This window comes from Flavobacterium sp. I-STPP5a, from assembly GCF_009764685.1.
GTDB lineage: Bacteria > Bacteroidota > Bacteroidia > Flavobacteriales > Flavobacteriaceae > Flavobacterium.
The window spans coordinates 36,925-51,032 of record NZ_VHLM01000013.1 but is presented as its reverse complement, the minus strand read 5'-3'; the positions used below and the strand labels follow the sequence as shown (position 1 = coordinate 51,032).

The 14,108-nt window shown below is 35.0% G+C and carries 17 protein-coding genes; 16 read left to right on the top strand and 1 reads right to left on the bottom strand.

The features are described 5' to 3' along the window. Positions 1-11: 11 nt before the first annotated feature. The 13 genes from secY (at position 12) to ctlX (ending at position 10,998) form a co-directional block, all read left to right on the top strand. On the top strand, positions 12-1,358 hold the full coding sequence (gene secY, locus FJV36_RS03330; RefSeq protein ID WP_158729277.1) for a preprotein translocase subunit SecY: 1,347 nt from the start codon (positions 12-14) through the stop codon (positions 1,356-1,358). A gap of 3 nt (positions 1,359-1,361) precedes the next feature. Continuing rightward, positions 1,362-1,577: a translation initiation factor IF-1 gene (infA, locus tag FJV36_RS03325; RefSeq protein ID WP_007136545.1), complete on the top strand. Its 216-nt coding sequence runs from the start codon at positions 1,362-1,364 to the stop codon at positions 1,575-1,577. Positions 1,578-1,590: 13 nt separating this feature from the next. Beyond that, positions 1,591-1,707, top strand: coding sequence for a type B 50S ribosomal protein L36 (gene ykgO, locus FJV36_RS03320; protein WP_008992256.1), 117 nt, complete (start codon positions 1,591-1,593; stop codon positions 1,705-1,707). Positions 1,708-1,709: 2 nt separating this feature from the next. After that, positions 1,710-2,084: a 30S ribosomal protein S13 gene (rpsM, locus tag FJV36_RS03315; RefSeq protein WP_158729278.1), complete on the top strand. Its 375-nt coding sequence runs from the start codon at positions 1,710-1,712 to the stop codon at positions 2,082-2,084. Between the two features lie 8 nt (positions 2,085-2,092). Beyond that, positions 2,093-2,476 carry a 30S ribosomal protein S11 gene (rpsK, locus tag FJV36_RS03310; protein ID WP_024981527.1) on the top strand — a complete coding sequence of 128 codons (384 nt, stop codon included), beginning with the start codon at positions 2,093-2,095 and terminating at the stop codon, positions 2,474-2,476. Between the two features lie 93 nt (positions 2,477-2,569). Further along, on the top strand, positions 2,570-3,175 hold the full coding sequence (rpsD, locus tag FJV36_RS03305; protein ID WP_158729279.1) for a 30S ribosomal protein S4: 606 nt from the start codon (positions 2,570-2,572) through the stop codon (positions 3,173-3,175). A gap of 21 nt (positions 3,176-3,196) precedes the next feature. Next, positions 3,197-4,189 (top strand): DNA-directed RNA polymerase subunit alpha, encoded by a 993-nt coding sequence (locus tag FJV36_RS03300; RefSeq protein WP_039110214.1) that lies wholly within the window; start codon positions 3,197-3,199, stop codon positions 4,187-4,189. A gap of 64 nt (positions 4,190-4,253) precedes the next feature. Further along, on the top strand, positions 4,254-4,742 hold the full coding sequence (rplQ, locus tag FJV36_RS03295; RefSeq protein ID WP_158729280.1) for a 50S ribosomal protein L17: 489 nt from the start codon (positions 4,254-4,256) through the stop codon (positions 4,740-4,742). A gap of 189 nt (positions 4,743-4,931) precedes the next feature. Beyond that, positions 4,932-6,032, top strand: a complete 1,101-nt coding sequence (gene carA, locus FJV36_RS03290) for a glutamine-hydrolyzing carbamoyl-phosphate synthase small subunit (RefSeq protein WP_158729281.1) — start codon at positions 4,932-4,934, stop codon at positions 6,030-6,032. A 242-nt stretch (positions 6,033-6,274) separates the two neighbouring features. After that, the gene (gene eno / locus FJV36_RS03285) at positions 6,275-7,567 is read left to right on the top strand and encodes a phosphopyruvate hydratase (protein WP_158729282.1); all 1,293 of its coding nucleotides are present in this window, start codon (positions 6,275-6,277) and stop codon (positions 7,565-7,567) included. Positions 7,568-7,721: 154 nt separating this feature from the next. Further along, positions 7,722-9,005 carry a citrate synthase gene (locus FJV36_RS03280; protein WP_158729283.1) on the top strand — a complete coding sequence of 428 codons (1,284 nt, stop codon included), beginning with the start codon at positions 7,722-7,724 and terminating at the stop codon, positions 9,003-9,005. Between the two features lie 66 nt (positions 9,006-9,071). Continuing rightward, positions 9,072-9,986 (top strand): dimethylarginine dimethylaminohydrolase family protein, encoded by a 915-nt coding sequence (locus tag FJV36_RS03275; protein WP_158729284.1) that lies wholly within the window; start codon positions 9,072-9,074, stop codon positions 9,984-9,986. A 76-nt stretch (positions 9,987-10,062) separates the two neighbouring features. Further along, complete coding sequence (ctlX, locus tag FJV36_RS03270) at positions 10,063-10,998, top strand: citrulline utilization hydrolase CtlX (protein ID WP_158729285.1); 936 nt, start codon at positions 10,063-10,065, stop codon at positions 10,996-10,998. A gap of 57 nt (positions 10,999-11,055) precedes the next feature. Here the strand turns inward: ctlX and FJV36_RS03265 are convergent, their stop codons facing one another. Beyond that, positions 11,056-11,685, bottom strand: coding sequence for a MarC family NAAT transporter (locus tag FJV36_RS03265; protein WP_158729286.1), 630 nt, complete (start codon positions 11,683-11,685; stop codon positions 11,056-11,058). A 147-nt stretch (positions 11,686-11,832) separates the two neighbouring features. Here FJV36_RS03265 and FJV36_RS03260 point away from each other — a divergent pair, with 147 nt between their 5' ends. From FJV36_RS03260 to FJV36_RS03250, 3 genes are all read left to right on the top strand, one after another. Then, positions 11,833-12,198, top strand: a complete 366-nt coding sequence (locus tag FJV36_RS03260) for a CoA-binding protein (protein ID WP_086452740.1) — start codon at positions 11,833-11,835, stop codon at positions 12,196-12,198. 412 nt (positions 12,199-12,610) lie between these two features. Next, entirely contained in the window at positions 12,611-13,231 is a 621-nt protein-coding gene (gene recR, locus FJV36_RS03255) for a recombination mediator RecR (RefSeq protein WP_158729287.1), read from the top strand. Between the two features lie 73 nt (positions 13,232-13,304). Further along, positions 13,305-14,093 carry a polysaccharide biosynthesis/export family protein gene (locus FJV36_RS03250; protein WP_158729288.1) on the top strand — a complete coding sequence of 263 codons (789 nt, stop codon included), beginning with the start codon at positions 13,305-13,307 and terminating at the stop codon, positions 14,091-14,093. The last annotated feature ends 15 nt before the right edge of the window (positions 14,094-14,108 follow it).

Below are 14,108 nucleotides of genomic sequence, written 5' to 3'. Positions count from 1 at the left end.
TTCTGTATAATATGAAGAAATTTATTGAATCAATAGGTAATGTTTGGAAAATTGAAGAACTAAAAAATAGAATTCTAATTACTTTCGGTCTTCTTTTAGTTTATCGTTTTGGTGCTCAAGTGACCTTACCAGGTATTGATGCAACTCAATTGGCTAATTTAGCCGGACAGACCAAAGAAGGAATTGGTTCAATTCTTGACATGTTTACTGGTGGTGCATTTTCTCAAGCTTCAGTTTTTGCACTTGGGATTATGCCATACATTTCTGCATCTATTGTGGTTCAGCTTATGGGAATAGCTATTCCTTATTTGCAAAAACTTCAAAGTGATGGAGAGAGTGGTAGAAAAAAAATAAATCAAATCACACGTTGGTTGACAATTGGAATTACTTTAGTTCAAGGTCCTACCTACATCTATAACTTATATAGAACACTGCCTGGTAATGCTTTTTTACTAGGTTTTAATTCTTTTGAGTTTTTATTCTCATCTGTTGTAATTCTTGTTACAGGTACCATTTTTGCAATGTGGCTTGGAGAAAAGATTACAGACAAAGGGATTGGAAATGGTATTTCATTATTGATCATGGTAGGAATACTTGCTAGATTGCCTCAAGCTTTTATGCAAGAATTCACATCAAGAGTATCAAATAACAATGGAGGTCCAATGCTATTGGTTATTGAAATTATTATTTGGTTGCTGGTAATTATTAGTTGCGTGCTTTTAGTTATGGCTGTTAGAAGAATTCCTGTTCAGTATGCAAGACGTACTACATCTGGAGATTTCGAGCAAGACATGATGAATGGTAATAGACAGTGGATTCCTTTGAAACTTAATGCTTCTGGGGTTATGCCGATTATTTTTGCGCAAGCAATTATGTTTATTCCTGCGGCACTAGCTGGGTTGTCAGATTCAGATACATCTCAGTCAATAGTAGGTGCATTTAGTAATATGTTTGGTTTTTGGTATAATTTTGTATTTGCAACTTTAATTATTGTTTTTACATTTTTTTACACGGCTATTACAGTTCCAACAAATAAAATGTCTGATGATTTAAAGAGAAGTGGTGGTTTTATTCCTGGTGTTAAGCCTGGTGTTGAAACTTCTGACTACCTTGATAAAGTGATGTCTTTAATTACATTCCCTGGATCAATATTTCTTGCTTTGATCGCTGTGTTCCCTGCGATAGTTGTAAGCTTGATGGATGTTCAACAATCATGGGCAATGTTTTTTGGAGGTACTTCATTAATTATTATGGTTGGTGTTGCCATTGACACTGTTCAGCAAATCAATTCATACTTGTTGAATAAGCATTATGATGGATTAATGAAAAGTGGTAAAAATAGAAAAGCAGTAGCTTAATTTATGGCAAAACAATCAGCAATAGAACAAGACGGTTCGATCATTGAAGCATTATCAAATGCAATGTTCCGTGTAGAGTTAGAGAATGGACATATTGTAATAGCACATATTTCTGGTAAAATGCGTATGCATTACATTAAATTATTACCTGGTGATAAGGTGAAACTAGAAATGAGTCCTTACGATTTGTCAAAAGCGAGAATTACTTATAGATATTAAAGGATATTCAAAAATGAAAGTTAGAGCTTCAGTAAAAAAGAGAAGTCCCGAGTGCAAAATTGTACGAAGAAAAGGGAGATTGTACGTAATAAACAAAAAGAATCCTAGATTTAAACAAAGACAAGGATAATTATGGCAAGAATAGCAGGGGTAGATATCCCAAAAAATAAGAGAGGTGTTATTGCACTAACCTATATCTTTGGATTAGGTAGAAGTAGAGCTGTTGAGATTTTAGAAAAAGCTCAAGTTAGCCAAGATAAAAAAGTTCAAGATTGGAATGATGAGGAGATCGGAGCAATTCGTGATGCTGTATCTTCTTTCAAAATTGAAGGAGAATTACGTTCAGAAGTTTCTTTAAACATCAAACGTTTAATGGATATTGGATGTTATAGAGGTATTCGTCATAGAACTGGTCTTCCTTTAAGAGGACAAAGAACTAAGAACAACTCTAGAACTAGAAAAGGTAAAAGAAAAACTGTTGCTAACAAGAAAAAAGCAACTAAATAATAAGTAATATGGCTAAAGCAACAGCAAAAAAACGTAAAGTTATCGTTGAATCAACGGGTGAAGCTCATATTTCTGCTACCTTCAATAACATTATCATTTCTTTGACTAATAAAAAAGGTGAAGTTATTTCATGGTCTTCAGCTGGTAAAATGGGTTTCAGAGGTTCTAAAAAGAACACTCCGTATGCAGCTCAAATGGCAGCAGAAGATTGTAGTAAAGTAGCACTTGAAGCTGGACTTAAAAAAGTTAAAGTTTATGTAAAAGGACCAGGAAACGGACGTGAGTCTGCTATTCGTTCTTTGCACAATGGTGGAATTGAAGTTACTGAGATTATTGACGTTACTCCAATGCCTCACAACGGATGTCGTCCTCCTAAAAGACGTAGAGTATAATACTCAAAATATAATTATAGTATAAACTAGATTGAATTTCGATTATCGAAGGATTTGACCTGAATTCATAATCTCAATCTTAAACAATTTAAAATGGCAAGATATACTGGTCCTAGTACAAGAATAGCTCGTAAATTTGGCGAAGCAATTTTCGGTGATGATAAAGCATTCGAAAAAAGAAATTATCCTCCTGGACAACACGGGATGGCTAAAAAAAGAGGAAAAAAGTCTGAGTATGCTGTTCAGTTAATGGAAAAGCAAAAAGCTAAATATTCTTATGGAATTTTAGAGAAACAATTCAGAAACTTATTCGAAAAAGCATCTGCTACTAAGGGTGTTACTGGTGAAGTTTTATTACAATTATGCGAAGCAAGATTGGATAACGTTGTTTTTAGAATGGGTATTGCTCCATCTAGAAGAGGGGCTCGTCAAATAGTTTCTCATAGACACGTTACTGTAAATGGTGAAGTTGTTAATATTCCTTCTTACCACCTTAAACCTGGAGATAAAGTTGCAGTTCGTGAAAAATCTAAATCAATAGAAGCTATCGAACGATCTTTATCTAATTCAAGTCATGTTTATGAATGGATTACTTGGAATAGCGATCTTAAAGAAGGTACTTTTGTATCTGTTCCTGCAAGACTTCAAATTCCAGAAAACATCAAAGAACAATTAATCGTAGAGTTGTACAACAAATAATAATTGACTTAGTCGAAATTTATGGCAATATTTAATTTTCAGAAGCCCGATAAAGTTATCATGATCGATTCAACCGATTTTGAAGGTAAATTTGAGTTTAGACCTTTAGAACCAGGATATGGATTGACTGTTGGTAATGCACTTAGAAGAGTTTTGCTTTCTGCATTAGAAGGTTATGCAATTACATCTGTTCGCATTGAAGGTGTAGATCATGAGTTTTCTACTATTTCAGGAGTTGTTGAAGACGTTACCGAAATTATACTTAATCTTAAACAAGTACGTTTCAAACGTCAAATTGAAGATATAGATAATGAATCAGTTACAATTTCTGTTTCAGGTAAAGATCAGTTAACTGCTGGTGATTTTCAAAAGTTTATTTCAGGTTTCCAAGTTCTTAACCCAGAGCTTGTTATTTGTAATTTAGACAGCAAAATCAAACTTAATTTCGATTTGACTATCGAAAAAGGTAGAGGGTATGTACCGGCTGAGGAAAACAAGAAACAGAATGCTGCTATAGGAACTATTTTTACAGATTCTATTTTTACACCTGTTAAAAATGTAAAGTATGCTATTGAAAACTTCCGTGTTGAGCAAAAAACAGATTATGAAAAATTAGTTTTTGAAATTAAAACTGATGGTTCTATTAATCCAAAAGATGCACTTACTGAAGCAGCTAAAGTTTTGATTCATCACTTTATGTTATTTTCTGATGAAAGAATTACACTCGAGGCTGATGAAATTGCACAAACAGAATCTTATGATGAAGAGTCATTACACATGAGACAGTTGCTTAAAACTAAGCTTGTTGATATGGATCTTTCTGTTAGAGCATTAAATTGCTTGAAAGCGGCTGAAGTTGATACACTTGGTGATTTAGTATCTTTCAATAAAAATGATTTGATGAAATTCCGAAATTTTGGTAAAAAATCTTTAACTGAACTTGATGAACTTGTTGCAGTTAAAAATTTAAACTTCGGTATGGATTTAGCGAAATACAAATTAGATAAAGAATAAACCACTTCGTATTTTGCTCTCCAAAGAGGATTGTAGCAAGATGAAGGTTTAAAAAAAACACGTCATGAGACACGGAAAAAAATTCAATCACTTAAGCAGACAGACAGCGCATAGAAAATCTATGTTAGCTAATATGGCTTGTTCTCTTATTGAGCACAAACGTATTAATACTACTGTTGCTAAAGCAAAAGCGCTTAAACAATTTGTTGAGCCTTTAATAACAAAATCGAAAGCGGATACGACGCACAATCGTCGTATTGTTTTTGCTTACTTACGTAGCAAATATGCTGTTACTGATTTATTCAGAGATGTAGCTGCTAAGGTAGGAGACCGTCCAGGTGGATACACACGTATTATTAAAGTTGGAAATCGTTTGGGAGATAATGCTGATATGGCAATGATCGAGCTTGTTGATTTTAATGAACTTTACAATGGTGGAAAAAAAGAAGTGAAAAAAGCTAAAAGCCGTCGTGGTGGAAAAGCTAAAAAAGGTGATGAAGCTACTGAAGCTTCTGTTGCTGAAACTGATTCTACTACTGAGACTGCTGAGTAATTATGCAAATAATGATTCAATAAAATTAAGGATAAGCTATTTATAGTTTATCCTTTTTTTTTATCCTTTTTATAATTTAATAATTGATTATTTGTTATTATAAATTGGTGAATAGTTGTACTTCGCTATGAAGTATTTATTATTAATACATGCTAACTTTGGTTAGTATATCACACAAACACTACAATAATGAAATACACAACACGACAATCTGCAATTCTTTTACTAAGTGATGGAACTATTTTTCATGGGAAATCAATAGGGATTAGCGGAACTACTTTTGGAGAAGTTTGCTTTAATACCGGTATGACAGGGTATCAAGAGATTTTTACTGACCCATCTTATTTTGGACAGTTAATGGTTACTACCAATGCTCATATTGGTAATTACGGTGTAAATGAAAATGAAGTAGAATCAGAATCTATTAAGATATCAGGCTTGATTTGCAAGAATTTTAGTTTTAACTATTCTCGTGCTGATGCCTCAGAAAGTTTGGAAGACTATTTTAAGAAGCAAAATTTGATCTGTATTTCGGATGTTGATACGAGAGCTTTAGTTAACTATATTAGAGATAATGGCGCTATGAATGCTGTTATTTGTACAGATGGAACTGCAATAGAAGATTTAAAAGGAGCTTTGGCTAATGTTCCTGATATGAAAGGATTAGAATTGGCTTCTAAAGTTTCTACTACTGTTCCTTATTTTTATGGAGACGAAAATTCAAAATATAAAATTGCTGCTTTGGACTTGGGTATTAAGAAAAATATATTGCGCAATTTAGCTAAAAGAGATTGCTATATTAAAGTTTTCCCATTCGATGCTAGTTTTGATGAATTAAGGTCTTTTAATCCTGACGGTTATTTTTTGTCTAATGGACCTGGAGATCCCGAGCCACTATTAGGTGCTATCCAAGTGGCTAAAGATATTTTGGAGGCAAATGCTCCGTTGTTCGGGATATGTTTGGGACACCAAATTATCGGTTTGGCCAATGGGATTTCGACCTATAAAATGTTTAATGGGCATAGAGGGATCAATCATCCTGTTAAAAACTTAGTTACTGGGAAAGGAGAAATTACTTCGCAAAATCATGGTTTTGCAGTTAGTAAAGAAGATCTTGACGCTAACGATGCACTTGAAATTACACACGTACATCTTAACGACGGAACGGTTGCAGGAATGCGCATGAAAAACAAAAAATGTTTTTCAGTTCAATATCATCCTGAGGCTAGCCCTGGGCCACATGATTCTTCGTATCTATTTGATCATTTTATTGATAGCTTAAAAGGATAAGTGTAATATTTTTTTAGTATAAAACGGGTTTGACATTAAGATAGTCAAACCCGTTTTTTGTTTCATGCTTTCAGAAAGTGACTAAAAATTAAAGCAATTGACACGATAAGGTACACAAGTTATTAAATTCATTCTTTGGAAATCAAATTATAACGTTTTCGTTAATAACATTCATTATTTTCATAAAATCATTCCAAAACTTAGAATATATTTGTAATGTATAATTTAAAAAAATTCAGTTTATGAGTATTATTATAAAAATTCACGCGAGACAAATTTTTGATTCAAGAGGGAACCCTACTATTGAAGTAGATGTAATTACAGATAATGGTGTGTTGGGTAGAGCTGCAGTTCCATCAGGAGCTTCAACCGGAGAGCATGAAGCTGTTGAGTTACGAGACGGTGGTAAAGCGTATCTTGGAAAAGGAGTTATGAACGCAGTGAACAATGTAAATACTGTAATTGCTGAAGAACTTGTTGGTGTGTCTGTATTTGAGCAAAATCAGATTGATCAAATGATGATAGACTTAGATGGAACTCCTAATAAATCTAGTTTGGGTGCCAATGCTATTCTTGGTGTTTCTTTGGCTGTAGCCAAAGCGGCGGCTAATGAACTTGGATTGCCATTATATCGTTACGTGGGTGGTGTTTCGGCGAATACTTTGCCTGTGCCAATGATGAATATTATAAATGGTGGATCGCACTCCGATGCTCCTATCGCTTTTCAAGAATTTATGATTTTCCCTGTGAAAGCAACTACTTTTTCGCAAGCGATGCAAATGGGGACTGAAATTTTTCATAGTTTGAAAAAAGTATTGCATGACAGAGGTCTTTCTACAGCTGTAGGAGATGAAGGTGGTTTTGCTCCTAATCTTGCTGGCGGAACAGAGGATGCTTTGGATACCATCAAAAAAGCAGTTGAAGCTGCAGGTTATTCTTTTGGTGATGAAATCATGATCGCTTTAGATTGTGCTGCTGCAGAATTTTATGTAAACGGAAAATACGATTACTCAAAGTTTGAAGGAGAGACTGGTAAAGTAAGAACGTCTGCCGAGCAAGTTGAATATTTAGCCGAATTGGTTGCTAAATATCCGATTATATCTATTGAAGATGGAATGGATGAAAACGACTGGGATGGATGGAAATTGCTTACCGAAAAAATAGGTGACAAAGTGCAACTGGTAGGGGATGATTTGTTTGTTACCAATGTTGAGCGTTTGTCAACAGGAATAGAGAAAGGAATTGCGAATTCGATATTGATTAAAGTGAACCAAATTGGAACTTTAACAGAAACTATTGCTGCTGTAAATATGGCCAAGAATGCAGGGTATACGTCGGTAATGTCACACCGCTCTGGTGAGACTGAGGATAATACTATTGCTGACTTAGCTGTAGCATTGAACTGTGGACAAATTAAAACAGGATCAGCCTCTAGGTCTGATCGTATGGCAAAATACAATCAATTATTGCGTATTGAAGAGGAGTTGGGTACATCTGCCTATTTCCCTGGAAAAAATGCTTTTAAAATAAAATAATAGCTTTTTTGCTAAATAACGAAAAGCCATTCACTTTGTGAGTGGCTTTTTGTGTAATATTTAACAATTTCATTTTGGTATTCTCTTTTTAATTAATGTTAATTTTCATAGATTTGGGAAATTATTATTTTAAAAGTTTATTTCCAATTATATTATGTCAAAAATAGCCACATTAGAAATTGATGGGAAGAAAATCGAACTCCCTGTTGTTGTAGGAAGCGAGAATGAAGTAGCCATTGATATTAACAAATTACGTGATTTATCTGGGATCATTACTATTGATCCAGGATACAAAAATTCAGGATCTTGTAAAAGTGATATTACTTTTTTAGATGGAGAATTAGGAATTCTTCGTTATAGAGGATATGCCATTGAAGATCTTGCGGATAAAGCTGATTTTCTTGAGGTATCATATCTTTTAATTTTTGGTGAATTACCAAGTAAAGAACAGTTGGCTCAGTTTGAAACGGATATTAGAAAATATACCTTGGTAAACGAAGAGATGAAAAACATCATCGACGGTTTTCCAAAAACAGCTCACCCAATGGGCGTTTTATCTGCTTTAACTAGTGCTTTGACAGCATTTAACCCTAAATCGGTTAATGTTGATAATGAAAAAGAAATGTATGAGGCAGTTTGCAAAACCATGGGTAAATTCCTTGTGATTGCAACTTGGACGTACAGAAAAAGCATGGGTTATCCTTTGAATTATTATGATAATACAAAAGGATATGTAGAGAATTTTATGCGTTTGATGTTTGAATTGCCTACAGAGCCGTTCAAAGCAAACCCAATTGTTATTGATGCATTAGATAAATTATTTATTCTTCACGGAGATCATGAGCAAAATTGTTCTACATCTACCGTAAGAATGGTGGGTTCTTCTCATGCAGGATTATTTGCTTCTATCTCAGCTGGAGTGTCAGCGTTATGGGGTCCGTTACATGGTGGTGCAAATCAAGCAGTGCTTGAAATGCTTGAAGAAATTCATGCAACAGGTGGTGATGCAGATAAGTATATGGCTAAAGCCAAAGACAAAAATGATCCATTCCGTTTGATGGGATTTGGTCACAGAGTGTATAAAAACTTTGATCCAAGAGCTAAAATCATCAAAAAAGCAGCTAATGAAGTTTTAGCAACTTTAGGAGTTGAAGATCCAATTCTTGCTATTGCTAAAAAACTAGAAGAGGCAGCGCTAGAAGACGAGTATTTCAAATCTAGAAATTTATATCCTAACGTAGATTTTTATTCTGGAATTATTTACAGAGCTTTAGGTATTCCTACAGATATGTTCACGGTAATGTTTGCCATAGGACGTTTGCCAGGATGGATTGCACAATGGAAAGAAATGCGTGAAAATAAAGAACCTATTGGTAGGCCAAGACAAGTTTATACAGGTCATCCATTACGCGATTTTGTTACCGCAGATAAAAGATAAAAACACTTTAAAAGCTTCACTATTTAGTGAAGCTTTTTTTATATTTGCTAAAAAGGGAAAACACACATGTTACCAATTAATGTTAAAAATGAAACAGCAAGACTCCGTGCTGTAGTACTGGGATCAGCACTTCACAATGGACCAACGCCAACAGCAGACGAGGCTTATGATCCAAAATCACTAGAGCATATTCTAGCCGGTACCTATCCACTTGAGCAGGACATGATACAGGAAATGGATGCTTTCAAGCAGGTGTTGGAAAAGTATGATGTGCAGGTGTATCGACCTGAAATGATTGAGAATTACAACCAAATTTTCACTAGAGATATTGGTTTTGTAATTGAAAGCACTTTTGTCAAGTCTAATATTTTGCCAGACAGGGAGCGAGAGCTCGACGCAATTCAATATGTAATTGATCAAATAAAACCAGAAAACGTTGTGCGACCGCCAGAAGAAGTTCATATTGAAGGCGGAGACGTGATGTTATGGGATGACTATATTTTTATTGGGACATACAAGGGTAGTGACTATAAAGATTACATTACGGCAAGAACGAATATGCGAGGCGTTCAGTATATTAGAGATTTATTTCCAAATAAGATTGTAAAAGAATTCGATTTGGTAAAATCAAAAATTGAAGCTCGAGACAATGCTTTACATTTGGATTGTTGTTTTCAACCTTTGGGAACGAACAAAGGAATTATCTACAAAAATGGGTTTAGAGAAGAAGCCGATTATGTGTTTCTTGTAGATCTTTTTGGTAAAGAAAATCTTTTTCATTTAACCCGAGAAGAAATGTATCACATGAATTCTAATGTTTTTTCAATTGATACTCGTGTTGTAGTTTCGGAAAGGAATTTTACGAGACTCAACAATTGGCTTCGAGAAAACGGCTTTACAGTAGAAGAAATTCCGTATGCCGAGATTGCAAAACAAGAAGGCTTGTTGCGATGTTCGACCTTACCTTTAATTAGAGAATAAATATTTGTTTTGAAGTTTAAAGTGAAACAGAATGCAATATTCAACTTTAAACAACTCAACTTTAAACTAAAAATACATGAAACAAACTACCAATTCCATCTTGATGATTAGGCCCGTAGCTTTTAGAATGAACGAGCAAACGGCTGTGAATAATTACTATCAAAAAGTGCTAGATGGCTTATTACCGGCAACTGTAAATGCGAAAGCACAGCAAGAATTTGATGATTTTGTAGCCAAATTAGTTGCTGCAGGTATAGATGTTACCGTAGTCAACGATACGCTAGTTCCAGATACGCCAGATAGTATTTTTCCGAACAACTGGATATCTTTTCATGAAAATGGGGATGTAGCTTTATATCCAATGTTTGCTGAGAACAGACGTCAAGAACGCCGTGAGGATGTATTAGACTTGTTAGAAGATAAAGGTTTTGTTATACACAATATAGTAGATTACACATCAGCAGAAGAGGATGGTTTTTTCTTAGAAGGTACGGGTAGTATTCTTTTGGATAGAACCAATTCTAAAGCATATTGTGCTTTGTCACCTCGTGCAGATGAGGAGTTGTTTATTGAGTTCTGTGAAGATTTTGATTATGCTCCAGTTCTTTTTGAAGCGTTTCAGACTGTTGATGGCGAAAGAAAATTGATTTATCATACCAATGTCATGATGTGTTTGGGCGAAACTTTTGCTGTGATTTGTGCGGATTGCATAGACGACAAAAAAGAACGCAAAATGGTTCTGGATAATTTAAAAGAAAACAATAAAGAGGTTATTTTAATAACTGAAGACCAGATGAATAGTTTTGCAGGAAACATGCTTGAAGTGCAAGGAGCTGCTGGTAAAAGATTCTTGATTATGAGTGCCGCGGCGCATCAGGCGCTTACAGAAAAGCAAGTGGCGCAATTAGAAAAGCATGCTATAATACTGAGTTCAAGTCTAGATACCATTGAGGCTTGTGGTGGCGGAAGCGCCCGATGTATGATGGCTGAGATTTTCTTGCCGAGAAGCTAGAAAAAAAGTATTTTAAAAAAGAAGCGGATCATTCACTGAATGATCCGCTTCTTTTTTTTATGAAAGATTTACTTTGATGATGTTAATGATGGCGCTTACAATGTATTGTATTCCAATGGCGATTACAATAAAGCCTACAATTCTGGAGATTGCGATAATTCCAGAAGCACCTAATATTTTGGCGAGGTAATGAGCGCTGCGTAAAATGATAAAAATAGTTACTGCAATGGCTAAGATGGCTAGCGTAGAAATGATGATTTCTTTGGTGCTGTTGTGTTCCTGATAAAAAGCAATGAGGAGCGATATAGATCCAGGTCCCGCAAGCATGGGTATTGCAAGTGGTGTAAGTGCAATGTCATTTCGTTGTTGCGCTTCCGTTTCTGCCTTTTTGTTGATACCTCGTTTTTTGGTAAACTTACCAGAGAGCAATGAAAATCCAGAACTTACAATGATAAGACCTCCTGCAATTCGGAGTGCATCAATGCTAATGCCAAAAAAAAGCAAAACATATTGTCCAATAAAAAAAGAAACTATCAAGATAATGAAAACGTTTATGGCTGTCCATAAAGAAATGCGCGAGCGTTCTTTTTTGGGATCATTTTGAGTAAGACCTACAAAAATAGGAACGGTACCTATAGGATTCAATACAGAGAAAAGCGCGACAAAAAGATAAATAAAGAGATCCATAATTGTTGTTTAATACCACAAAAATACTCATTTTTTGTTTGGGACTGTTAGCGCAATGTTTTTTTATTGCACCGTAACAATTACCATAATCACTACATAAGGTGAACCTTTTTGCTTACTTTTGTGACTCATAAAAGGATGATAAGGATGAAGAATAAAAAAACATTGGTACTGGGTGCCACGACCAAAACGGATCGTTATGCGTTCAAAGCAGTACAGCAGTTAGTTGAAAAAGGACATTCAGTACTAGCTGTGGGCCAAAATGCAGGAGAAGTAGCTGGAATCAAAATCCAAACGAAAGCAATTCCACTTAAAAACATAGACACTGTTACGTTATATCTTAACCCAACACGTCAGCGCGATTATTACAACTATATAGTTGAGGCACAACCTAAACGTGTCATTTTTAATCCAGGAACAGAGAATCCCGAGTTTTACCAGTTGTTACAATTGAACAATATTAAGGTAGAAGTGGCTTGTACTCTAGTTTTATTGGCTACCAATCAGTATTAATATTCGTAAGTTTTATTGATTTTGATTTTCTTAATTAGTTATTAAACCGCTCTTGATCAAAAAGATATGTTTTTAATATGCATTTCATAGATTCAAGATTGTATTTTAAAGATTAGTCAATCAATACCAAACGCAATTAAGGTTGTTACAACAAGACTATTTCCAAGGAAAATAAGAAATAATCACTTGAAATGGATCTCCTTTTTTTGGCTTTATGCCAATTAGATACTGTTACTAAACTGTAAACAGTTGGGTATTGTGAAATGGAGTTTATAGGAAAGTTTTAAGTTTTTTTGTAAAGTTTTTGGTGGTGTAATGATGCAAAAATAAAACCTTCAATATAGCTTGATCATTGTTTAGGAATTGGGAATAATGGCGCGGAACAAATAAACAAATTGCTACATTTGCAGGTATGGAATTTTCATCAAAACTTTTAGAAAAGGCAGTCAACGAAATGTCGCAACTTCCGGGAATTGGGAAGCGAACGGCATTGCGATTGGTCTTGCATTTGTTAAAACAGCCCAAGGAGCAAACGGGATTTTTGGCGCAAGCCCTACTTGCAATGAAGCAGGATATCAAATACTGCGTGAGTTGTAATAACATTTCAGATCGGGAGGTGTGTGAGATTTGCTCTAATAGCAGTAGAAACCACAATGTGATTTGTGTGGTTGAGGACATTAGAGATGTGATGGCGATTGAAAATACCAATCAGTTTAGGGGTATTTATCATGTTTTGGGTGGAAAAATTTCTCCTATTGATGGTGTTGGTCCCAGCCAGTTGCACATTACAGCATTGGTTGAAAAAGTCAAATCGGGGGCAGTACAGGAAATTATATTTGCCTTAAGCTCTACAATGGAAGGGGATACCACCAATTTTTATATTTTCAAACAAATTGCATCGAGCAACATCATAGTATCAACTATTGCTAGAGGGATAGCTGTGGGTGATGAACTAGAATATGCAGATGAAGTGACACTAGGACGCAGTATTTTGCACCGTGTACCTTTTGAGAAATCATTAAAAAACAATTAATACAAGCATTCCCATTAGGATACTTTTTATATCGTAAATGAAAAGCTATATTTGTGGATAAAAATAATGAAAAATGAACAAATTTGTAGGTGGTTTGATGCTACTAATCAGTGTTTTGATGACATCATGTATCGCAACACAAGATTTAATTTATTTGCAAAAAAAGGATGGCATGACAGAGGTTCCCATTTCGGTGGTGGCATCAAAGCCGTACAGGTTACAAGTCAATGATGTGCTAAGCATTTCTATTAAAACCATTGATCCTAAGTTAGCATCCATTTTTTCTATTTCAAATGATGGTGGAAAACAAAGCCAGTCCGATGCGTCATTGTATTTTGAAGGATTCAGGGTAGATGATCATGGAAACATTCGAATTCCCGTTTTGGGAGAGCAAAATGTGATTGGATACACCTTGGATGACATTCGACTTCGAATAGAAAAACAACTTTTATCAGATTATTTTACTAAAGAAGCCAACGTTTTTGTAACCGTAAAATTAGCAGGTTTGCGTTTTACTATGAATGGAGAAATAGGTGCTCCGGGAACTAAAACTTTGTATCAAGAGCAAGTTACTATTATGGAAGCAATTGCAAATGCAGGTGATATCAGCATAACAGGAGATAGGAAGGCCGTTACAGTAATCCGAAAAACGCCTACCGGTGTACAAATGGCTGATATTGATCTTACAAATATAAATGTCATGCAATCACCTTATTTTTATTTGCAACCCAATGACTATATTTACGTCAAACCGCTCAAACAGAAAACGTGGGGTACCGGAAAAACGGGTATAGAATCTTTAGGGACTATTATTACTTTGTTGTCATTAGCAACCACAACCTTTTTATTGTTAAAGAATTAACACGGCACGGAACAC